Below are 21993 nucleotides of genomic sequence, written 5' to 3' on the forward strand. Positions count from 1 at the left end.
ATTTTGGTTAATAAAAGTCGAGCATCGTTATAATAGTTTTGGTATTATGCAGCTGTAGAAAGGAGGGAGATCATGTTACGGGAATTAAATCATGTGATTGACTATATTGAAGAGCACTTAACCGAGGAGCTGTCTCTTGAAATCATTTCTGAATATGCCGGAGTTTCTGACTATCACTTTAGAAAGATCTTTTTCTATCTTTCAGGGTTGACCCTTAGCGAATATATCAAAAACAGAAAATTATCGGAAGCAAATAAGGATTTATTACAGGGAGAAACAGTTACGGAGGTTGCTTTTAAATATGGTTATCAGTCAATGGACGGCTTTACTCGGGCTTTTAAAAAATGGAGTGGTTTCTTACCCTCAGATGTAATAAAAAAAGGCCTAAGTAAATCCTTTCCCAAACTTTCATTTGTAATAAGCGTCAAGGGAGGAACTGCTATGGAATTTAGAATTGAGGACAAACCGGCCTTTAATTTAGTCGGTGTAAGCAAACGTGTTCCCATGCAATTTGAAGGGGTTAATAAGGAAATTGTCAAACTTGCCCAAAGCATAACAGCGGAACAAAGAGAAGAAATGCATGCTCTGCAAAATATTGAGCCTTATGAAATCATCAATGCTTCTTATGATGCTGACGCAGACTTTTTGAAAGAAGAAGGTGATTTAACTCACCTGATAGGTATTTTAACGACGGAAAATCAAGTAAGTGACCTATTGGAAAAAGTGCCGGTGGAAGCCTGCACTTGGGCTATATTTCCCAACGAAGGACCATTTCCTTCTATGTTACAGGATACAATGGCAAAAATATATTCAGAATGGCTTCCGTCTTCAAATTACGAAGTAATCAAGGCCCCTGCTTTTTCTTTTACCAAAATGAATCAGCATAAAAAAGACTGCGCTTACAGTGAAGTTTGGATTCCGGTTCGGAAAAATTGAGCGATTTAAAAGAGGATTTCCCATGAGGCAAGCGAAAATATAGGCATAATAGTTAACTATTTCCAGAAATTTAAAAAGTGAGGTGTAGTTCTTATGCAAAGCAAAATTGCCGAAGCGATTAAATTGGGAAACCAGCCTGTCGCAGTAATGCGCTCCGATGCCAAGCCCGAAGGGGCTATGCAGTTTAAAGAGGGGAGATGGGGGTGTGCCATCTCTCTGCTCAACATGGCTGCTAAAGGGCAGGTTGCGGTATTTGCCAACTCTACGACTACTTGTAGCGGTGGTAAGGTAGGACTGGGATTCAGGCAATTTGAGTTGGGTTTTATCGAGCATTTCTTATCTGTAGGCGGTGTAGGCGGACGGGAAGGGGAGTTTTATAAAAAGAACCCTGAATTGGCCGGTAAATTTGCTCTTGAGCTGCCTAAAGTGACGGCCAAAGAATATATTATCTTTAAGCCTCTGTCCGAACTAAAGGCTGACGAAACCCCGGAAGGAATCATCTTTTTAGCCAATGCGGATCAGATCTCGGCTTTGACTGTGCTGGCCAATTATGACCGGCCGACTCAGGATAATGTTAAAGTTAATTTTGGAGCAGGCTGTCACCAGACCGTGCTCTTTACCTTAGATCAAGTGGATAAGGACGAGGATCACTGTTTTATCGGGCTCACGGATCCTTCGGCCCGCAAATTTATTGATAAGGATATCCTTTCTTTCAGCATGACCTATAAACGTTTTCTGGAATTGGAGGAACAGGTGGAGGAAAGCTTTTTGACCAAGGAAACCTGGCTGAAGGTTGCGGAACGCATCTAGGCTTTTGGAATGCAGTTAAGCCCTTCTTGTCTTCCACCAGGTTCGGATGATTAAAGAGCAGAGGATAGCTGCTCCCAGAGTGAACAGGGAGCCCCAGAGAACCCGCAGAATTAAGTAAGGGTTGATGACTGAATTGACCGCCATGAAATCAATACCCATGACTCTCCACAGATAAGTCTGCAGAAAACCGGCCAGGATCAAGCTGCTGCTCATGCCGATCAGGCCAAGGTTGAGGAGGATGACTCCGGATAGGCCATAGCCATAAGCTTTTTTGTCCAGGGGTTCTTTCTCACTTAAAATGGTATAAGCACCGGCCAGAACCAGAAAACCGATGGTGCCGAACAAAGCCAGGTGGGCATGGCCTGAGGTTATATAGGTGCCATGAGCATAGACATTGATCCAGGGGATCGTGATCAAGATCCCTAAAAGAGTCGCTCCGGTAAGATGATGAAAGATACTGCTTAAAATCAGCCCAACAGCAAGCTTTTCCCGGAGGCTGAAAGGTTTATGTTTCTTAAAGCCTTTATAGACCAGATAAGCCAGGAGAAAGACGGGCAGGACCTGAATAAGGCTGAAAAACGTGCCGAGAAAGAGCCAAACCGGGGGAAAGCCAATCCAGAAGTAATGGTGCCCCGTGCCGAATAATCCTCCGATCACTGAGAGAGTGGCTTCTAAGTAAAGCCACTTTTCTATATCCCTTTTCTCCGCAATACCGGCTGTGACAAAAAAGGAAGCGATGAAACCACTGGTGGTGAGTTCAAAAGCCATTTCCTCCCACAGATGGACGACCCAGAATTTTACCGCTTCGTCAGCCACGGGATTAGTGAATCTCAAAACATTGGGAATGATCAGCACACAGAGAAACACTGCCCCTACTGCCATAATTCCGGCAGCAGGGGTTATTTTTTGTTTGTTTTGCCAAAGGGTCCGGATTAAATTATAGGCCCCCAGCAACAGCCCCAGAGAAATTCCCAGATAAAAAACAGGCAATCCGTCCAGATACTCCCGACCGTTGCCGATCCCCAAGGCCAATGTTCCCAGGAGCCCTGCTGAAGCCATTAATAATATCAGAAACTGCCATCTGGCTAGCTTCGGCGAGTAGATATCTGCCTTAAGCTGCTCTACGGTGTAGTAATAGACCATCCCCATCATACCGATGACCGGCCAAAAAGTAGCCAGGGCCAGGTGCACTGCCCGGCCGTATGCATAGGAAACAGGGGAGGGCAAGTCGGGAAATATCAATGAAGTCGCTCCCAGCAGGGCAACTATGCCCTGAATGGCAAAAAGGAACACACCATAGAGGACATATCTGCGGGCGATCTGTTTTCCGGAGAAGGTTTTCAAGGGGCATCCCCGCCTTCTAGCACCCTTGGCTGAGGAGGCCAGCCTAAAGTGGGAATGGTGTTCAGGTAGTCGAAATAGGCAGTCATAGCCTGGGTTTCTTCTTCAGTTAAAGCGACATGGGTCTCTTTTTGATGGGGTGGAATGACCGGCGGGTTGCTGAAAAAATCACTCAGCTGCTCAGGGCTGCGCCGCGCCGTGATCTGAGTTAAATCTCCGCCCACATAGCCGCCATTGCCGAATAAAGTATGACAGCTGACGCAGTTATAGCGCTGCCAGACTTCTTTACCGGCCACCGCTTCCTCACTCATGGGAGCGTCCAGCGCCCAGGAGGATTTAACGACCCAAGCAAACAGGGCGAAAGAAGACAAGGAAATGAGAATAAAGGTTCTGAGTTTCAAAGCGTATCATCCGTTCCTGCAATATGAAGCAGTATGCTTATAGAGCACCTCTCTTTAGTATTCACGAGTTGGGCAGATCAATACCTCCCCGCCCTTAAGAATAATCTCGTTTAAGCAAAATAAATCCCCGGCTGCTTGTGCAGCCGGGGTCAGACGCTAAATCTTATTTTGCCAGTTACTGCCGGCGTAGAGGAAGCGGAGCAGGAATACGGTTTGGATGACTTTATACATCGAAACCAAGCCTCCGTTTTATTTCTGGGAACGCTTCCTCAATCGGTCTGACGTTACCCTGCCTGACAGCTTCCAAGCCTTCATCCAGCATTCGGTATAGCTCTTCCTTACTGTGGAAGGTAATGCTTTCCGGCGCAGGTGAGAGTGTTGCGGTGTACAGTTGCATGATTTCCAGCATCCGGTCAAACTCGGCGCTGTTGATCACCGTCAGGTCGGCCCGCCCGTTCTTCGTGATATAAATCGGTCGTTTGGTCTTGGCGCAGAATTCGGAGATTTCGTTATAGTAATATTTTACTATACCATCGACGATGCCAATAGGGAACCCATGGTCCAATGGCTGATCAGCGCTGGCTCTTGTCGTAAGGTATCCCTTCAGCTTTCGGCGCCCGGGATTTTTGAGAGGTGAAGGCCAGGACCACCATCGTCGCCAGGTAGGGCAGCATTTTATAGAAGGTTTGGTTGATGTTCAGGTCATGGAGGAAGGGAATAAGGGCAATGGAATAGGCTAAGGTACGCAGGAAGGCAAAGAAGAGGGCTGCCAGCAGAATCTGAAAAGGCTTCCACTGTCCGAAGATCATGACGGCCAGGGCTAAGAAGCCGAATCCCGCTACTCCGGTGTGGCCGTTGATGTTGCTGTTCATGACTCCCACAGCATAGAAAAATCCGCCCATTCCACCCAGAAAACCGGACATACTGACTCCTGCGTAACGCATCACATAAACATTGATGCCCACTGAATCCGCAGCATGAGGATGCTCACCGCAGGCCCTCAGGCGCAAACCAAAGCGCGTCTTATAAAAGATGATCGCGGCGATAATCAGGAAAAGGAAACCGATATAGACGGTGATATAGGTGTTTTGAAAAAATAATTTGCCGATGACTGGCAGATCTCCCAGAAAGGGAACCTTGCGCAGGTAAAAATTCACGTTGGTGGTGATACCGTCGCTGTTAAAGAACATTTTCGCATACAGCAGGATCATGCCGGGAACCAGCATATTTAAAGCCGTTCCCGAGATGGTTTGGTCGGCCTTCATCGTCACTGTGGCGAGAGATAGCAATAGGGAAAAGATTATGCCTGCCAGGGCGGCCACCGCCATGCCCAGCAAGAGTATATACTGCGGGTTCAGGGAAGAGCCTTGAATAAAGTAGACAAAGAGACAGCCGAAGAAGGCGCCGAAGAGCATAATCCCTTCCAAGGCGATGTTGATGATGCCGCTGCGTTCGCTAAACATTCCCCCCAGAGCCACTAAGAGCAGGGGGATTGCCACAGGAAGCGTGTTCTGAACCAAATAATATACGGTATCCATAATTACGCCTCCTCCTTGGTTGATGTTGAAATTTCCTGATCCTTAGAGGGGATTTTCTCGGATAAAAGCTCCTTTGAAGCCTCTGACGAAGTTGTTGAAGGCTCTGTTGAAGGAGAAGATTGATTTTTCTTGAAAAGCTTTTTGAAGAAGGATACCACCGTAGTATTCATCAGCATGGCAAAAGCTGAGAAGTAGATGATGACAGCGATAACGATATCGATGATCTCCGGCTTGTAACCGTAGAGGCTGGCCAGAGTGCCCCCCCGTTGGATGTGAGAAATGAATACTGCGGCAAAGATAATTCCCAGGGGATTATTGCTGCCCAGAAGGGCTACGGCGATCCCGTTAAAACCGTTGGCGGCGATGACGTTAATGGGTTCATAAGTCATACTGCTGCCCTGAATAGTGGAAGGAGCCAGAATGGCAAATGCGCCCCCCAATCCCGCCATGGCTCCGGCGATCCCCATGGTGAGGATAATATTGCGTTTACCGTTCATGCCGGCATAGGTGCTGGCAAACTTATTAAAGCCAGTGGCTCTGAGTTCATAGCCAAAGGTGGTCTTATTTAAGATGATATAGAGAAGAACAGCGATCAGGACAGCCAGGATAATCGAGATATTGGCATTGGAGCGCTCGATGCCCAGACTGGGTAATTGAGCGGAAGCGGGAAGATAGGCTGTACGGGTCTTGGAGGAAACATACATGGCTGCATTGCTCTGAATCAGCATATCCACCAAATACATCCCGATATAGTTGAACATGATGGAGGTGATGACCTCGTGGACATTGAGCAGAGCTTTAAAGAGACCTGGAATCAAACCCCAGAGAAGTCCGCCGATCATTCCGGCTATAACACAGGCCACCCAGTGGATGCCATCGGGAAGGTCCCACATAAATCCCACATACAAGGCGAAGAACATGCCCATGGTGTATTGACCGGCGGCCCCAATGTTGAAGAGTCCCATTTTAAAAGCAAAGCCAACGGCTAACCCGGTCATCAGGATCGGTGTGGCAAAATAGAAGACATCAGCCAGGCGCTTGAAGCCGCCGAAGAGCAGCATTTTCAGTCCGGAAGCGGCGTTGTCGGGACTGGCCAAGGCCATGATCAGGAAAGCAAAGACAAAGCCCAGGAAAATAGACATAAGGGCGGCCGTGAAGGCCGAAAAGCCTTTGCTGTGGGTAAACTTATTGATTAGAGAGGGTTTTGAAGTAAGTGATGTTTTATCCTGCATGGGAGCCCTCCTTCAGGTTGCGTTTTGCCCCGGACATGTAAAGACCCAGCTCCTGTACGGTGGTGGTTTTGGGGTCCAGTTCCCCCACGATTTCCCCTTCATACATGACCAGAATCCGGTCGCTGACATTCATGACCTCATCGAGTTCCAGGGAGACCAGCAAAACCGCTTTTCCGGCATTTCTCCTGGCTACCAGTTGCTTATGGATATATTCGATAGCGCCTACATCCAGGCCCCGGGTAGGCTGCACGGCCACCAACAGTTCGTGATCCTTATCGATTTCCCTGCCGATAATGGTTTTTTGCTGATTGCCCCCGGACATACTGCGGGCGATGGTCAGAGGTCCTTGTCCACTGCGTACATCGTATTGTTTGATTAATCCTTCGGCATAGGAGCGCACGGCTTTGCGCCTGATAAAGCCAAACCGTTGGAACTGTGGCTGCCAATAACGCTGGATGACCAGATTGTCTTCCAGGGTATAATCCAGGACCAGGCCGTATTTGTGCCGATCTTCAGGAATATGGCTCATCCCTGCTTGGGAACGGGTGCGGACGGAAGCTTTGCTGATATCCTGATCGCAAAGGGTGATCGTACCGCTTGTGTGTCTTTCCAGCCCGGTCAGGGCAGAGACGAATTCGGTCTGTCCATTGCCGTCGATACCGGCCAGGCAGACGATTTCACCGGCGCGAACATCGAAAGACACGTTGCTGACAGCATTCTTCTTACTGGTTTTGGAGGGAACGGAGACATTTCTTACAGATAAGACCACCCGGCCGGGGGTCATCGTTTCTTTTTGAACCCGGAAACTTACATCCCGGCCCACCATCATCCGGGAGAGTTCTTCTTTGGTGGTATCTTTTATGTCAACAGTGCCTACATATTGCCCTTTGCGCAATACGGTGCAACGATCGGCAACTGCCATGATCTCGTTTAATTTATGAGTTATGAATAAGATCGATTTGCCTTCTTTGGCAAAACGGCGCATGATTTCCATAAGTTCATCAATTTCCTGAGGGGTTAAAACCGCTGTGGGTTCATCAAAGATTAAAATCTCATTATCCCGATAGAGCATTTTGAGAATCTCAACCCTTTGCTGCATGCCCACGGATATTTTTTCAATAAGAGCATCAGGATTGACTTCCAGTCCATACTGCTTGCTCAGCTCAACGACTTTTTCCCTGGCTTTTTTCTTTTGTAAAAAACCAAGGGCATGGGGCTCAACTCCCAAGATAATATTTTCGAGAACGGTAAAGATCTCCACCAATTTAAAATGCTGATGGACCATGCCGATGCCTAAGGCATTGGCGTCATTGGGGTTGTTGATTTTTACGGTGTTGCCGTTCTTGCGGATTTCACCTTTTTCCGGTTGATACAAACCGAATAAAACGCTCATCAGGGTGGATTTTCCGGCCCCGTTTTCTCCCAGTAGAGCATGAATCTCGCCTTTTTTTAAACGCAGAGTGATATTGTCGTTGGCAATGATGCCGGGGAATTCTTTGGTGATGTTGAGCATCTCAATAATATAATCGTTCATAATAACCCCTCTTCGTAGGTAGTCATGGACATGTAAATAGAGGAAAGGGGAAAGGGTAGTCCCTTTCCCCGATCAAGTGCTGTTTAAATTATCTTACTTCAACCTTGACTTTGCTGAGCTTAAGTCCGGATACCAGCTCATCCGCAGTGGCGTAACCGTTGGCATCTTCAACATCGATGGTGCGGATCGGATCCACAGTACCATCCACTAAAGATTTAAACGCGCCTTCATATTGTTCCATGGTGAATTTTTCAAAGCGGTCAAAGGCTTTGGCATTGGCATCCCCGATGACAGTGGTGGGGAGTCCGATTCCCTCGTTGGCTGCTGTGAAATAGGTGGTTTGTCCGGCAAAAGTGTTCCAGCTGTTGGTTTTGTAAATGGACTCCAGAACCTGAACGACGGAAGCCCGCAGACCTTTGGTTGCGGAAGTAATGACGGTTTCACTGTCATAGCGTTGGTCAACGTCAACACCGATGACTTTTTTACCGGCTTCAGCAGCGGCAGACATGACGCTCTTGCCAACGGAACCGCCGCAGGCAAAGATCACTTCAGTACCGCCTTGATAGATGGTTTTAGCGGTTGCTTTATTGGTATCTGTCTCAGCGAAATCCCCGGTGTAATGGTAAATTGCCGAGATTGCTCCATCGGCCAGACCGAGTTCTGCGGCAGCTTTTTCAGCACCCTGCAAATAGCCGTAACCGAAAGCTTGTACGGCAGGAACAGCCATACCGCCCATGAAGCCAAGCTTGGTCATGCCATCCATAACAGCGGCATAACCGGCCAGATAACCGGATTCTTCTTCAGCATACATAATGCTGGCTACATTGTCTTTGGTTTCAAACGTTGCATAGTCGGCAGTGTGAGGTGCTCCGTCCAAAAGGATGAACTTTACATCAGGGTAGATTGTTTGGGCTTCAAAGATAGGTACCTCAAACAGGAAGCCGGGGGTGACAATAACCTTAGCGCCGCCGGTAACGGCTAAATCAATGGCGGCCAGATAACCTGCGTCGGTAGCTTCTTCAGGTTTGTAGTATTTGTGGGTAACATTGTTGGCTTCGGCGAATTCAACGACACCTTCCCAGGAGCCCTGATTAAAGGACTTGTCATCGATATTGCCTTTGTCGGTAATGAGAGCGATCTCAAAACCCTGGCCGGAGGTGCTGGGGGTGCCGCTATTGCCTCCATCTTTGGCGGCTGGAGCGCTGCTGCCGCATCCGGTAGCTAAAAGGGCTACCATCAAAAGAGCCAATAGAACGGATGTAATTTTTTTCATCTTCTCTTCTCCTTTTTGTTCCTTTTTCTTCTGTGAGTTTCTAATGTATTTTGTATCCCAAATGTATTTTATCATTCTTATAGGAATTTACAACTATTCTATTTTTAAAGCTTCAGATAATTTTTTAGCAGTGTTTTTAACAGCGTTTTAGCTGGGTTTTTAGCAGGGTTTTTTAGCAAATGCAGATTAACTTAACAAATGTTAATGAGGAGAGCAAAAGAAAAAAGAAGGCAGGAGTATCGTTGATGAATACTTCATGCCTTCTTCAATTAATTAGAGAACCAGCGAAGGTGCGGAATAGACCCGGGCGCCAAGTTCTTGGTTCAGCATATAGAGGCTTTTGGGATCCTGTCCGAAAAGCTCAAATTTGCTGATCAGATCTGTGGAGGTTTTCTCTTCTTCGCCTTGCTCCTTGACGAACCAGTCTAAAAATTGCATGGTGCGGAAATCCCTCTTCTCGTAAGCCGCGGCGTAAATGGTGTTGATAGAGGCTGTCACCAATTGCTCGTGCTTCAAGGCAGCCAGGAGGGGAGCCTTAAAATCTTCATAAGTAAGGTCGGGAGCCGCTATAGTGTCGAGAGTAACTTTTTCATCGTTGTTGAGAAGATAAGTCCGGAAGAGCATGGCATGGTCTCTTTCCTCCTGGGCTTGGATATAAAACCAATTTTCAAAGCCATCCAAACCATTGTCGGAATAATAATTGGCCATATCCAAATAGAGATAAGCAGAATAGAGTTCCTTGTTGATTTGTTCATTGAGCAATGAAGCGACTTCACGATCAAGCATAAGCAATTCTCCTTCTTTTTATTTTGGATTTAACCATATTATAGCAGAATTTTACTCATAACCCAAGCAAGCGCAGGATTCGGTCAGCAATGAGGAGAAATATTCCTTTAATTTAGTAAATCCTTTCCGGGTAAAATAGAATGTCAAAAGTTGATATTTCATGCAGACATTTTTTAATTTATAATAGTGTCATTAAGTTTAATATTACATCTAAAGGAATAAGAAGCTATGAAGCAAAAGCAGCATCAAAAGCCTTCGTTTTTGATTATTGGACTGATAGCCATCGTGATTATAGGTTCTTTGCTCTATTGGGGCTGGCCCTACTTAACTCTTTTAAGTGATCCTGATCAGGTCCGGGAGCTCATCATTCGCTCAGGGACTTGGGGACCACTGGTTTTTATGCTTCTGCAGATCGTGCAAATCTTGATTGCCCCCATACCCGGTCAGGTGATTGGGGTCATTGGCGGATTTTTATTCGGTCCCTTACTGGGCTTGTTTTACACAATGCTGGGAGCCACCCTTGGTTTTACTCTGGTTTTTCTTCTTTCCCGGAAATTGGGGCGTCCTTTTGTGGAACGGTTTGTGGACAAGAAGACGATGGAGCGCTTTGATCATCTCACAGAGGAAAAAGGAGCCTGGGTATTCTTTTTCATTTTTCTTCTGCCCGCTTTTCCAGACGATCTTATTGCCTTTATCGCCGGACTAACGACGATTCCCATCCGCACCTTGGTTCTGATCTCTGTGGCAGGCCGGCTGCCGGGCTATGCTGTCCTGACCTTTATGGGCAACGGCTTAGCCTTGGAAAACCTCAACCCTGTGGTGGTTACCCTTGTGGCATTGATTCTTATCTTCATCCTGGGCTGGTGGAAACGAGAGTGGCTGCGGAGGTTTGTCGAACACAGGAACCGGACTCAATTCATAAGTGAGCAATGGAATCTGTATTGGCACAAGATCATTGTTGGGACTATTGTGCTGGTCATTATTTTTGTGTTCCTTTATTATGCCGCTACAGTCACCCCCATTCAACGGTAAAAACAAAGAATAATTACTCTTTGATAGGATTTTCACTTATGCTATAATGAGAAGGAATTATAGAAACTAAATTATAGAACTAGTTTGAGGAGAGAGTGAAAGGAGTCAGTCTATGATCTGGAAGGAAAAATATAAGGTCGGCGATCCTCTTATTGACAGTCAGCATGAGGAGCTGTTTTCACGGGTAGGGAGCTTTGTGGAAACATTGCGTTCCGACAAACCATGGGAACAAAAAGTTGAAAAGGTCAATGAAACCCTCGAATTTATGAAAGACTATGTGGTGACTCACTTTGCCGATGAAGAGGCTTATCAATTGGAGATTGGCTATCCGCATTTTGAAGAGCATCAGATGATACATAAAAATATGGTTGCTTATGTGGTTGCTGTATCCCGGGAGTACGCAAAAGAAGGCTTTAAAGAAGAGCTTATGCAGCAATTTGGGGGGAAACTTTTGGCATGGCTGATCAATCATGTGGTAGCTGATGATCAGAAAATAGCCGAATATGCAAGAAGCAAGGAGGGCAAGCAATGAGCACGAAAGACCTTCTGACCCCCTTTTCCAATGCAGCCAGCCAAACCTTTAAGCTCTTACTGGATCTGGATGTATCTACGGACTCAAGTCAACCCACAGAAAACTGCGAGGAAACTAAAGAACAAGTTAATATTGTCATTGAGATTACGGGAGATCTGGCCGGAGAGGTAATGTACAGCTTTCCTAAGGACACCACTCTGGAAATGGTCAAAATGATGAGTGGCATGGAGTTTAATGAAATCGACGACTTTGTGAAATCGGCTTTAGGTGAAATTGCCAATATTATCAGTGGCAATGCCATGACCGGGCTCTCCCAATCTCAAGTGGTGTGCGATATCCGTCCTCCTAAAATTCTTGAAGGAGGAACCCTTCCTGCTGGTAAGGAATGTTCTATTTACCGGACCAAAGTCAAGACCTCGATTGGGGATGTGGAGCTTAATTTCCGTACGGTTTAAGGTAGCCAGCCCTATGAGTATCAAGCCCTATTCATGGCAAATGAACAGGGCTTGATTTTTACTATGTTGAAAATAATTCTGAACAGCAATATAATTTAGACACGTTGGTCAGGCTACAACAAAATTCAGCAGATATTGAAGCAGTTTATCAGATGAGCAAAAAGCAATCGATTGAAGGAGAAACCAATGACCATACATAATTTGCTTTCAGCATTTTCTTTACTTGCTGCAGTTATTTATATGTCTTTTGGTATTTATACATACAGACAGAGTCCTCAATCCCGCATCCATCAATCTTTTCTCCTTTTATGTCTGAGTTATTCAATTTGGTCTTTTGCCTATGCCTTTGCTTATCTGGCTCAGGATGCCTTCGCCTTTTCCTTTTGGAATAAGCTGTCCGCTCTGGGCTGGTGCAGTTTTAGCGCTCTGATCCTTTACCTTGTTCTGCACATCACCGAAAGTCCTCTGGTAAAAAACGCCGGGATTAAGTTCATGATCTTTTTGCCTGGTTTTGTTTTTTATGTACTTGCCGTATTCTTTTTTGGCCCGAATCTGGAGACTCCTACCCAAGTGGTCAAATTTTTCTATGTTGGTGACTTTCTATATGATTTTTCCTATTTGCTTATCGCCATTGCCTTGATGTTTAAGTGGGGGTATGTATCACCCCATATCCGGATTAAAAAACAATCCCGGATCCTCGTCATCACAAGCCTGATCCCATTTTTATTAAACTTGATGACCCAGACCATTTTACCTGCCCTGCTCCACATTGATCTTCCCGGGATGGGACAACTTTACTCTCTGATCATGATTTTTGGTGTTTTTGTTGTGGTAACCCGTTATAACTTTTTTAAACTTCCGGAAAGCATCATTATGCAGGAGATTATGAATGAAACGCTGGATATGGTGATTGTGGCGGACCAGGAAGGCCGGATACGGAAGGTATCCAGCCAGATGAAAGCCTTGCTTGGTTATGATGCAGATGAAGTTATAGACCACACTCTGGGATTTCTTTTTCGGGAAGGGGATCAAGGCAAATTTGACTTGCTCCAAATGAAAAACAGGGATCTTAAGTATACAGATATAGAAGTAATCAAGAAAGATCAAGGGACCCTGCCCGTCAATGTAGTATGCAAACAGATTAAAGATAGAAGACTCCAGGATGTCATAGGTTTTGTGTTCATCCTGCAGGATAGTCGTCTTGTAAATGAACTCAGACAAAAGAATGAGGAGCTCTTTTGGGAAAAAGAAAGATATAAACTAAGTTTACAATCTGTCAAAGAGAAGCAAGAGAAGATCGAATATTTAAGTTACCACGACCAGCTTACCGGTCTTTATAATCGCAGATTTCTGGAAGAGAAGCTCACCCGCATTGACTTTAATCAGGATTTGCCCTTGACGATTACGATGGCGGATGTCAACGGACTGAAGCTTGTCAATGACTCTTTCGGGCATGCTTATGGAGATCTGTTGATTCGCAAAGTCGCTGAGGTCATTCAGGAGGGGTGCCGGCAGGATGACGTGGTGGCCAGGATTGGTGGGGATGAGTTTATTATCCTCATGCCCAGGACCACTGAATTTGAGGCGCGAAGGGTGATCAAGGTGATCAAAGCCATGGCCGTGCAGGAAAAAATCGGCGCCTTCGAATTGTCCGTCTCTTTTGGGTACGAAACCATGGAGACTTCCGAAAAGAGCATTAGTGAACTGCTGAAAAAAGCCGAAGATTATATGTATAAGAACAAGCTGTCGGAAAGCCCCAGTATCAGAAGCAACACCATTGACACCATTATTAAGACCCTGCATGAAAAGAATAAACGGGAAGAGCAGCATTCCCATCGAGTCTCGGAATTATGCAGGAAGACAGCTACCGAACTGGACTGTTCCAATGACGAAATTGAGGAACTTAAGACAGTGGGTCTGCTCCACGACATTGGGAAAATTGTCATTAGTGAAGCCATCTTGAACAAGCCGGGTAAACTCCGGGATGATGAATGGAAAGAGATTGAGCGTCATCCCGAGATCGGTTACCGTTTGCTGTGTACTATCAAAGAGATGTCGGAAATGGCAGAGTACGTCCTCGCCCATCATGAACGATGGGATGGCACAGGATATCCTAAGGCTTTAAAGGGGAAAGAAATTCCTCTTCAGGCTAGAATTATAGCCATTGCCGATGCCTACGATGCCATGATCAGTGAGAGAAGCTATCGCAAAGCTTTGCCTGAAGAAGTGGCTGTAGCCGAGCTGATCAAGAATGCCGGAACCCAGTTTGATCCCGAGCTTGTGAAGGTTTTCGTAGAGAAAGTTCTGGGGAAAAAGATCTATAGCGAGTCCGGATGTGTACATTAATTCGAAATGGCTTCTTAGGTCTTTGGCGGTATCATCGGAGTGTAAAAAGGTGGTTCGGGTCGCGTAGCTTTACGCACAACGCGTACTCCATAGCTCCGGGGCTGGTTCACTCGCTTTCTTAACAGCTCACGCCAAACCCCGCTGCTTTCTGCATGTTAACCGTGGCTCCGCTACGTTAAGAAAGCCTTGTTCACCTGACCGCCCCTCCGCTAAATCCGTCCGCTTTTGTACGTAAAGCTACTGCTTGCGGGTTTCTTTCAGCTTTCCCTTGAAGCCCCTGGGGCTGGAACTCTTGAGGATCGCCGACTATGCCGCTCCAGCGGCGTCGGTAAAGACGGAAAAAGCTGCTTAAATTCAGACAACTTCCCCTGAAGTTCCCCCAAAGCCTTGCATGCACAGACCCAGGAAGCGGCCCAAGGATTTTGATTTACACGAGGGAAGCGAATTTAAGCGAGCAGAAACAAAACTTCGCGAAAAGCACGCAGCGGAGAAAGGTTGGAAACAGGACGTTTCCAACCGCCCATTGAGCAGGAGCGATTTGGGCGGGCACCTTTCGGAGCGGCGGGCTTTTCGCGTTAGTTTTGTCCGCGCAGCTTATGGAGCGACCGGTGTAAATCAAAATCCTGGAGATATAACTTTCGTCTTCTCACCACAAAGCCATTGCCATCAAGATGCAATTTATGCCAATTCCTATCTAGAATTCCCCAGATAGGGTATTATAGAGAAGGGGGTGGTTCAAATGGCAGATATTTTTTTGCATGGGGTTAGAGAAGGGAATCTTAAGGATATTTCTTTAACCCTACCGAGAAATAAACTGGTGATTTTTACAGGCTTGTCGGGTTCAGGAAAAACAACCCTGGCCATCGATGTCCTCTACCAAGAGTGTCAGAGACAGTATCTGGAGGCCATCGGGTACCAAGGGATACATAAACCGAAGCTGGATGAGTTGCGCAATGCTTCTCCAGCCGTACGCATCACTCAAAATGAATACCGCAAAAATCCTCGTTCCACAGTGGGTACGGTAACCAATATCTACACCGAACTGCGGATGATTTATGAGAAGCTCAGTCAACGGACCTGTCCTCATTGCCACAGAGACATCAGGGCGGATCAATGCCAGGAGGAACTGGAGAAGAGGGAAGATGAGTTTAAAGTCTATATGTACTGCAATCATTGCGGCCATAAAATGGACAAACTGACCCGGACTTATTTTTCATATAACACCCGGGAAGGAGCTTGCCCTACCTGTCAAGGCTTAGGGAAGATACTCCAGGTCAATAAAGATAATGTCGTCAATGAAAAGCTGTCGTTGGAAGCTGGAGCTGTCGATTTTTGGGAGCAAAAATATAAGGACTACCAAATCTCAGTTCTCTACAATGCCTTTCAGCATTATGGCGTTCCTATTGAACCGGACACCCCGGTGAGGGAATTTACTAATGTGCAAAAAGCCATTCTCTTTTACGGCGTGGACAGCGACCAAGTGAAGGAGTTTTTCCCGGATATCCAGGCGCCCAAAACGGTGGGGGGAGGAAGATTCGAAGGAATCTATCCCGTTTTGTGGCGGCGTATCGCGGAAAAAAGCGGTGACCCGAGAGGGTTATCTGCTTACTTTGCCGAACAAATCTGCCCGGATTGCGCGGGGGAACGCTTGAACGGGTTAAGCCGCAGTGTGACCGTATTGGGAACCCGTTTACCGGAACTGGCTTCTTTATCTTTGGAGGAGCTGCAGGATTGGCTGATCAAGCTGGAGGACTCGGTAACCGGCACCCATCAGGATCTGGTGGCATCCTATCTTAATGATTTGAAAACAAAGATACGGAGGATTATCAAGGTGGGGCTGGGCTATTTATCTCTGGACCGCCAAACCATGACCTTATCCGGCGGGGAAGCCCAAAGAATTAAATTGGCGGCAACCTTAGACTCCACCTTGACCGGGATTATCTATATTATGGATGAACCCACGATCGGTCTTCATCCCCAGGATACCCAGGGGATCATCCAGATTCTTAAGGAGCTAAGGGATTTAGGCAATACCGTCATCGTTATTGAGCATGATATGGATGTGATGAGTGCCGCAGATTTCATTGTTGATATAGGTCCGGGTGCCGGGAAACTTGGCGGCGAGATTGTCGGCCAGGGCAGTATTGATGAACTTAAAGAGCAAGGCAGGTCCGTTACCGGCCTTTATCTTAACCGGCCTGTACGGGAAGCCCGCTCTTACCGCAAGGGAACGGGGGAGTTTATCGAAGTCCAGCATGGCGATCTTTATAATCTTAAGAACATCAATGTAAGATTCCCGGTAGGGTGCTTGATAAGTGTGACCGGTGTTTCAGGCTCTGGAAAATCCACCTTGGTGTTTGAGGTCTTAGCCAAAGGAAAGTACAGAAGTCAAGGGGATCCCATGAAGCGCAATCATGTCGCGGGTACTGAACTATTTGAGCAGATTATCACCGTAGAGCAATCTCCCGTTACCCGGATGAAACGCTCTAATGTGGCCACCTATTCCGGTGTCTACACAGAAATCCGGAAGATTTTTGGCAATCTGAGTGAGGCGAGAAGGAAAGGGATTACCCCCAGGCACTTCTCCTTCAATAGCCGGGGAGGGCGCTGTGAGAATTGCGAAGGGCTGGGTTATGTGGTCAGCAATATGTTGTTTTTTGAGGATCTGGAGGTTTCCTGCCCGGTCTGTCATGGCGACCAGTTTCAGGATGAGGTGCTTTCAGTAAAGTATCAGGGACACAGTATCAAAGATGTCCTGGGCATGTCCGTGGAAGAGGCCTTGGCAGTCTTCGCCCTGCATCCACGGATTACTAAAGTCCTGGAGTTGCTTGAAGAAGTGGGCTTAGGCTATCTTGAGCTGGGGCAGACTCTGACTACTTTATCCGGCGGTGAAGGGCAACGCCTCAAGCTGGCTAAGGAACTGATCGGCAACGAGGGAAAGACCAATCTCTATCTCATTGATGAACCCACGACAGGACTCCATCCCCTGGATGTAGAGAACTTTCTGGCTCTGCTGAACCGGATGGTGGATGCCGGGAGCACAGTCATTGTGGTGGAACATAACCAACAAGTCATGCAGGCCTCTGATTGGATTATCGACCTCGGTCCCGAAGGGGGCCACAAAGGGGGCAGGGTCATGGCGGTTGGAACACCTGAACAGATAAAAAGTGAGCCGGATTCAGTTACGGGAAGGTTTCTTTGAGGAAACCAAGTTCAGCTTCACTGGAACGATGAAAAACTGAAGGGGTGTGAGGAAAATGCTCGGAGCTGTCGTTGGCGATATCATTGGCTCGGTCTATGAGTTCGCGAATATAAAGAGTAAGGACTTTCCGCTGTTTTCCTCCCGCTCACGGTTTACGGATGATACTGTATTGACCATGGCCACCATGGATGCACTTATCCATAAGCTGCCTTTCGGGGAAGCCTATCGGGCCTGGTTTCAGCGGTATCCCCAGGCGGGATATGGGCGGAGTTTTAAAGCCTGGGCCGAGTCCGGTCAGAATGAGCCCTATAACAGTTGGGGCAATGGTTCCGCTATGCGGGTCAGCCCCATCGGCTTTTACTATAAAACACTGGATGAAGTGCTGGCGGCAGCCAAGCAGAGCGCCGAAGTCACCCATAGTCATCCCGAAGGAATCAAGGGAGCTCAGGCCACGGCAGCGGCTGTATTTCTTGCTAAGCATGGAGAAACAAAAAGTAAGCTGAAAGAGACGGTTGAGCAGGAGTTCGGTTATAATCTGAATGAACCCTTAGCGAAGATCAGGAAGGGGTATACTTTTGATGTCTCTTGCCAAGGCAGTGTACCCCAGGCTATCCGGGCCTTCCTGGAGTCTGAGAACTTTGAAGATGCCATAAGAAATGCCATATCCATCGGCGGGGATAGTGATACCATCGCTTGCATAACGGGAGCCTTGGCAGAAGCCTATTATGGTCATGTTCCTGAGGAGATTAAAAAGCAGGCCTTAACTTATCTGGATGATCCGCTCCAGGCCTTATTGAACAGCTTTTATGAAGTTGCTCAAGATTAGCCCTTCACTGGTCCATAAGCCATCCTGAGCTCAGGATGGCTTATTTTGTTGCCTCAGAAAAGATAACTCTAAGCAAGGATAAAAAATTATATATAAAAATCTTGCCTAATTCTATTCAGATAAGATAAAATTAATTGTTAAAGCTCAATGGTAAAAAATGTATAAAAAAAGTGGAGGAATGCATATTGGTTGAAGAAGAAGTTGTAGTTCAAGCCTGTTTAACAAGAAATCATCAAAAGATGAAAATAAGAAGCCTCGTGAAGAGGGCGTTTTTTATAACCTTCGGAGCGGTTGCAATGGCTTTTGGCCTTGAGGGGATATTGATTCCTAATCATATTATTGATGGAGGAGTTACCGGAGTCTCCATGATGCTTTCCCATTTAACCCCCATCAAGCTCGGGGTATTTTTATTTCTGCTTAACTTACCCTTCTTTTTCCTGGGGTATAAACAAATTGGCAAGACCTTTGCGGTGAGCATGCTTTACGGAATTCTCACTTTGGCTGTGTCAACCTTCCTCATGCATGATTTGGCTCCTGTAGTACATGATGAGATTCTAGCTGTGGTTTTCGGCGGTTTGATGCTGGGCTTTGGAGTCGGCTTGGTTATCCGTAACGGCGGAGTTCTCGATGGAACGGAGACGTTGGCCATTCTTATCGAGAAAAAACTTCCTTTCTCGGTAGGCGAGATTATCATGATTATCAATGTTATTATTTTCTCCGTGGCTGCCTTTGTCTATGGCCTGGAAAACGCCTTATATTCCATGTTGACCTACTATATTGCTTTTAAGACCATCGATATCGTGGTTAAAGGCTTTGAAGATATGAAGTCCGTTTATATCATCAGTGAATGCAATCAAATCATTGCCGAAACCATTGCGCAAAGATTAGGCCGTGGAGTGACCTATTTAAGAGGAGAGGGCTCCTTCACCGGAGACGATAAGAATATCATTTTCTGTGTTTTTACCCGGCTGGAAGAAGCTAAAATGAAAGATATTATCAGAGAAATCGATCCTTCTGCCTTTGTGATTATCTCAGATGTGGGAGAAGTCAAAGGTGGGAGGTTCAAGAAAAGGGATATCCATTAATCTTAAGATTGGCAATAAGCTGCACGGAGGTCCAAGCGGCCTTGTGTGTTAAAAGGATAATAAGAAAGACTTAGTGATCAGGGAACGGTTCTCTGACCACTAAGTCTTTTATTGTATATTGTAAAAAAATATAACAAACAGTGTTTACGATATGAGGACTTTAGTGTATAATAAAAAGATAGGCACAAATATAACATTATAAATCAATCTCACATATATCATATCATGGCTTGAGAAGAATGTCAAGATAAACATTTAATGAAAAGTGTTGAAGCAATACACCATGGTTACTAGACAGAGGAGGAATTCTGATGCAGGACGATATCAAAGGCCAGGGCAACCAGGAGGGGGGCCAAGCAGAAGAGGAGCAGCATTATCTGTCGGAAGTCCTGGATTTAGTCAACCAGCAGATGGAGGAAGAACTGAAGAATGCGGCATTAAGCAAGGAAGAGCTGATAGCCTTTCGTAAAGAAATGTATGAGGATACTGTTCACTATTCCAGGGATTTTGCCCGGCTGACTGAAATGAATCAATACCTTGCGGTGGTTAAAAACCAGACAGAAAAGTATACCCATACCGCCAGGAGAGTGGAGCGCTATAAAAAAATCCTGGGCTCTCCCTATTTTGGACGTTTTGATTTTCAGGAAGAAGGATATGATCAGGAGAAGATCTATATCGGTCTTTATAATGTTATTGATGCCCGCACTCAGGATGTCCGGGTATACGATTGGCGGGCACCCATCTCCAGCATTTTTTACCGCTATGAGTTGGGTGAGGCCAGGTACCAAGCCCCGCAGGGAGAAATAATAGGTGAGGTTTCCTTAAAAAGGCAGTATAAGATTAGGCACTCCCAGTTGAAGTATTTTTTTGACAGCAATCTCCGCATTACGGATGACGCTCTCCAGGAGATTCTGGGCAGGAATTCTTCGCCCACGATGCGGCAAATCGTGGAAACACTGCAAAAGGAACAGGATGAGATTATCCGGGATAGGTCAAATGAAGTGCTGATCGTGCAAGGGGTGGCCGGCAGCGGCAAAACCTCCATCGCTTTGCATCGCATTGCTTATTTAATGTATGAGGGCTTTAACTCCCGCCTCCGTTCCAATAATATCCTGATCATCTCTCCCAATGATGTGTTCTGCCAGTACATTTCCACAGTGCTTCCTGAATTAGGGGAAGAGAATGTGCTCCAGGCTACTTTCGACGATTTAACCGGCAGAGTCTTTCCGGGGAGATTTAGAGTGGAGACAAGGGATCAACAGCTGGAGCTTCTGCTGAACCGGCAGAACACACCACTGGGCAGCCGTAAGGAAAAAAACATCATGTTCAAAGGGTCCCGGTCTTTCTTGAAGATCCTGGAACGCTTGATTTATCATTATGGTCATCGGCTTATCCAGTTTGAGGATGTCTATTATCACGGCCAATTAATCGAGTCCAAACAGCTGATTAAAAGCCGCTTTTTGAATAACAAAATCGGTATACCTATGACCAAGCAGCTGAAACGCATCGAGAAGACTCTATGGGAGCGGATTCATCCTTTGCAGAAGAAGCGCAGAGCTGCCTTGACCCGCCTTGTGGCTGTAAATCCAGAGCATTTGCTGGAGATCAAACCCTATGCCCGGCTCCTGGCCTTAAGGGAGGCTCATGCTTTAATGGAAAAGATTCATAGCTTTACCGAGGTGGATTACCAAGGGGTTTATGAGCGCTTATTGAAAGACCGCCGGCTTTTTGGCAAACTGGCCCAGGGCTTGGAACTTCCTGAGGGGATTGAGGAGCTATTGGAGGGAACCCTTGAAGATATAGCTAAAGGAGAGCTTAGTTATGAAGACAGCGCAGCTTTGTTCTATCTTAAGCTGAGGCTGGAGGGTGAACATTACTCGGATATACGGCAAGTGGTGATCGATGAAGCTCAAGACTATAGCCCCCTGCAGTACCAAGTGTTTAAGCTTTTGTTCCCGAACGCTCACTTCACTATCCTGGGGGATGTAGCCCAAACCATTGAGCGCACTGGAGATGAGGCAGCCTATGACCAAGTTAAGGAAATCTTCGCCTGCCCCCATACCCTTAAGCTTACCTTAACCAAAGGTTATCGCTCAACCTTCGAAATCAGCGCCTTTGCCCAGAGGATTTATGGAGAAAGCAGAGGTGGTTTTCCTTTTGAACGACACGGCCCGGAGCCGGAAGTAAAGCTCGCCGCCAACCTGCAGGAGATGACGGGAAAAATGCTTCGGGACATCGCGGCTTTTCAGGAAGAAGGCTTTGAAACAATTGCCGTGATCGGCAAGACCTTTGCGGACTGTCAGGAGATCTACAAAAAGCTTCATCAGAAAATCAAAGTTAGTCTGGTTCATCCCCGGGAAGGGGAAATGGAGAAAGGAGTTTTAATCATCCCGGCCTATGGAGCAAAAGGGCTGGAATTTGATTGTGCGTTGATTCATGGAGCGGATGCGCAGAATTACCAAAGCGAACTGGACAAACGGCTGCTCTATATCGCCTGCACCAGGGCTCTGCATCGTTTGCAGCTTTATGCAGTGGGTGAAAAAAGCCCTTTCCTGCGGTTCAGTGCGCATTAAATTTTGTTTTGGTGTGGTTTGGACCAAGATTTGTTGTATAATAAGTAACCAACACTTGGCAGCGCCTAAAATAGTTACGACAGTAAGGAGG

Annotated in this window: 18 protein-coding genes; 10 read left to right on the forward strand and 8 right to left on the reverse strand. The window is 46.5% G+C overall.

The window, feature by feature from the left end; genetic code table 11:
* Positions 1-72: 72 nt before the first annotated feature.
* Together DHAF_RS11170 and DHAF_RS11175 are read left to right on the forward strand one after the other, a co-directional pair.
* Entirely contained in the window at positions 73-936 is an 864-nt protein-coding gene (locus tag DHAF_RS11170) for an AraC family transcriptional regulator (RefSeq protein WP_005814413.1), read from the forward strand.
* 93 nt (positions 937-1029) lie between these two features.
* Entirely contained in the window at positions 1030-1746 is a 717-nt protein-coding gene (locus tag DHAF_RS11175) for a DUF169 domain-containing protein (protein ID WP_005814415.1), read from the forward strand.
* Between the two features lie 15 nt (positions 1747-1761).
* Here the strand turns inward: DHAF_RS11175 and DHAF_RS11180 are convergent, their stop codons facing one another.
* From DHAF_RS11180 to DHAF_RS11215, 8 genes are all read right to left on the reverse strand, one after another.
* A complete protein-coding gene (locus DHAF_RS11180) occupies positions 1762-3090 on the reverse strand; it encodes a cbb3-type cytochrome c oxidase subunit I (protein ID WP_005814417.1) in 1329 nt (442 codons plus the stop codon).
* Positions 3087-3488, reverse strand: a complete 402-nt coding sequence (locus DHAF_RS11185; protein ID WP_011459546.1) for a c-type cytochrome — start codon at positions 3486-3488, stop codon at positions 3087-3089. The genes DHAF_RS11180 and DHAF_RS11185 overlap by 4 nt, the downstream gene beginning before the upstream one ends.
* Positions 3489-3711: 223 nt before the next feature.
* Complete coding sequence (locus DHAF_RS11190) at positions 3712-4053, reverse strand: prevent-host-death protein (RefSeq protein ID WP_011459547.1); 342 nt, start codon at positions 4051-4053, stop codon at positions 3712-3714.
* Between the two features lie 7 nt (positions 4054-4060).
* The gene (locus DHAF_RS11195) at positions 4061-5026 is read right to left on the reverse strand and encodes an ABC transporter permease (protein WP_011459548.1); all 966 of its coding nucleotides are present in this window, start codon (positions 5024-5026) and stop codon (positions 4061-4063) included.
* A gap of 2 nt (positions 5027-5028) precedes the next feature.
* Positions 5029-6258, reverse strand: coding sequence for an ABC transporter permease (locus tag DHAF_RS11200; protein WP_005814424.1), 1230 nt, complete (start codon positions 6256-6258; stop codon positions 5029-5031).
* Positions 6248-7792 (reverse strand): ABC transporter ATP-binding protein, encoded by a 1545-nt coding sequence (locus DHAF_RS11205; protein ID WP_011459549.1) that lies wholly within the window; start codon positions 7790-7792, stop codon positions 6248-6250. Before DHAF_RS11205 ends, DHAF_RS11200 begins: the two co-directional genes overlap by 11 nt.
* Before the next feature lie 88 nt (positions 7793-7880).
* Positions 7881-9065, reverse strand: a complete 1185-nt coding sequence (locus tag DHAF_RS11210; protein WP_011459550.1) for a BMP family lipoprotein — start codon at positions 9063-9065, stop codon at positions 7881-7883.
* Positions 9066-9338: 273 nt separating this feature from the next.
* Entirely contained in the window at positions 9339-9851 is a 513-nt protein-coding gene (locus DHAF_RS11215; protein ID WP_011459551.1) for a ferritin, read from the reverse strand.
* Between the two features lie 228 nt (positions 9852-10079).
* On the opposite strand from DHAF_RS11215, the gene DHAF_RS11220 reads away from it, so the two are divergent.
* The 8 genes from DHAF_RS11220 to DHAF_RS11255 all read left to right on the forward strand — a co-directional run bounded on the left by DHAF_RS11220 (position 10080) and on the right by DHAF_RS11255 (position 21902).
* Positions 10080-10883: a TVP38/TMEM64 family protein gene (locus tag DHAF_RS11220; RefSeq protein WP_005814431.1), complete on the forward strand. Its 804-nt coding sequence runs from the start codon at positions 10080-10082 to the stop codon at positions 10881-10883.
* 112 nt (positions 10884-10995) lie between these two features.
* Positions 10996-11415, forward strand: a complete 420-nt coding sequence (locus DHAF_RS11225; protein WP_005814433.1) for a bacteriohemerythrin — start codon at positions 10996-10998, stop codon at positions 11413-11415.
* Positions 11412-11870: a chemotaxis protein CheX gene (locus tag DHAF_RS11230; protein ID WP_005814435.1), complete on the forward strand. Its 459-nt coding sequence runs from the start codon at positions 11412-11414 to the stop codon at positions 11868-11870. Before DHAF_RS11225 ends, DHAF_RS11230 begins: the two co-directional genes overlap by 4 nt.
* Positions 11871-12056: 186 nt before the next feature.
* Positions 12057-14216, forward strand: a complete 2160-nt coding sequence (locus DHAF_RS11235; protein WP_015943954.1) for an HD domain-containing phosphohydrolase — start codon at positions 12057-12059, stop codon at positions 14214-14216.
* Positions 14217-14955: 739 nt separating this feature from the next.
* The gene (locus DHAF_RS11240) at positions 14956-17418 is read left to right on the forward strand and encodes an ATP-binding cassette domain-containing protein (RefSeq protein ID WP_005814441.1); all 2463 of its coding nucleotides are present in this window, start codon (positions 14956-14958) and stop codon (positions 17416-17418) included.
* Positions 17419-17473: 55 nt separating this feature from the next.
* Positions 17474-18244 (forward strand): ADP-ribosylglycohydrolase family protein, encoded by a 771-nt coding sequence (locus tag DHAF_RS11245; RefSeq protein WP_005814443.1) that lies wholly within the window; start codon positions 17474-17476, stop codon positions 18242-18244.
* A 185-nt stretch (positions 18245-18429) separates the two neighbouring features.
* A complete protein-coding gene (locus DHAF_RS11250) occupies positions 18430-19329 on the forward strand; it encodes a YitT family protein (protein ID WP_011459554.1) in 900 nt (299 codons plus the stop codon).
* Positions 19330-19640: 311 nt separating this feature from the next.
* Complete coding sequence (locus DHAF_RS11255; RefSeq protein WP_011459555.1) at positions 19641-21902, forward strand: HelD family protein; 2262 nt, start codon at positions 19641-19643, stop codon at positions 21900-21902.
* Positions 21903-21993 lie beyond the last annotated feature (91 nt).

Origin of the sequence: Desulfitobacterium hafniense DCB-2 (assembly GCF_000021925.1) — a bacterium.
Lineage (GTDB): Bacteria > Bacillota > Desulfitobacteriia > Desulfitobacteriales > Desulfitobacteriaceae > Desulfitobacterium > Desulfitobacterium hafniense.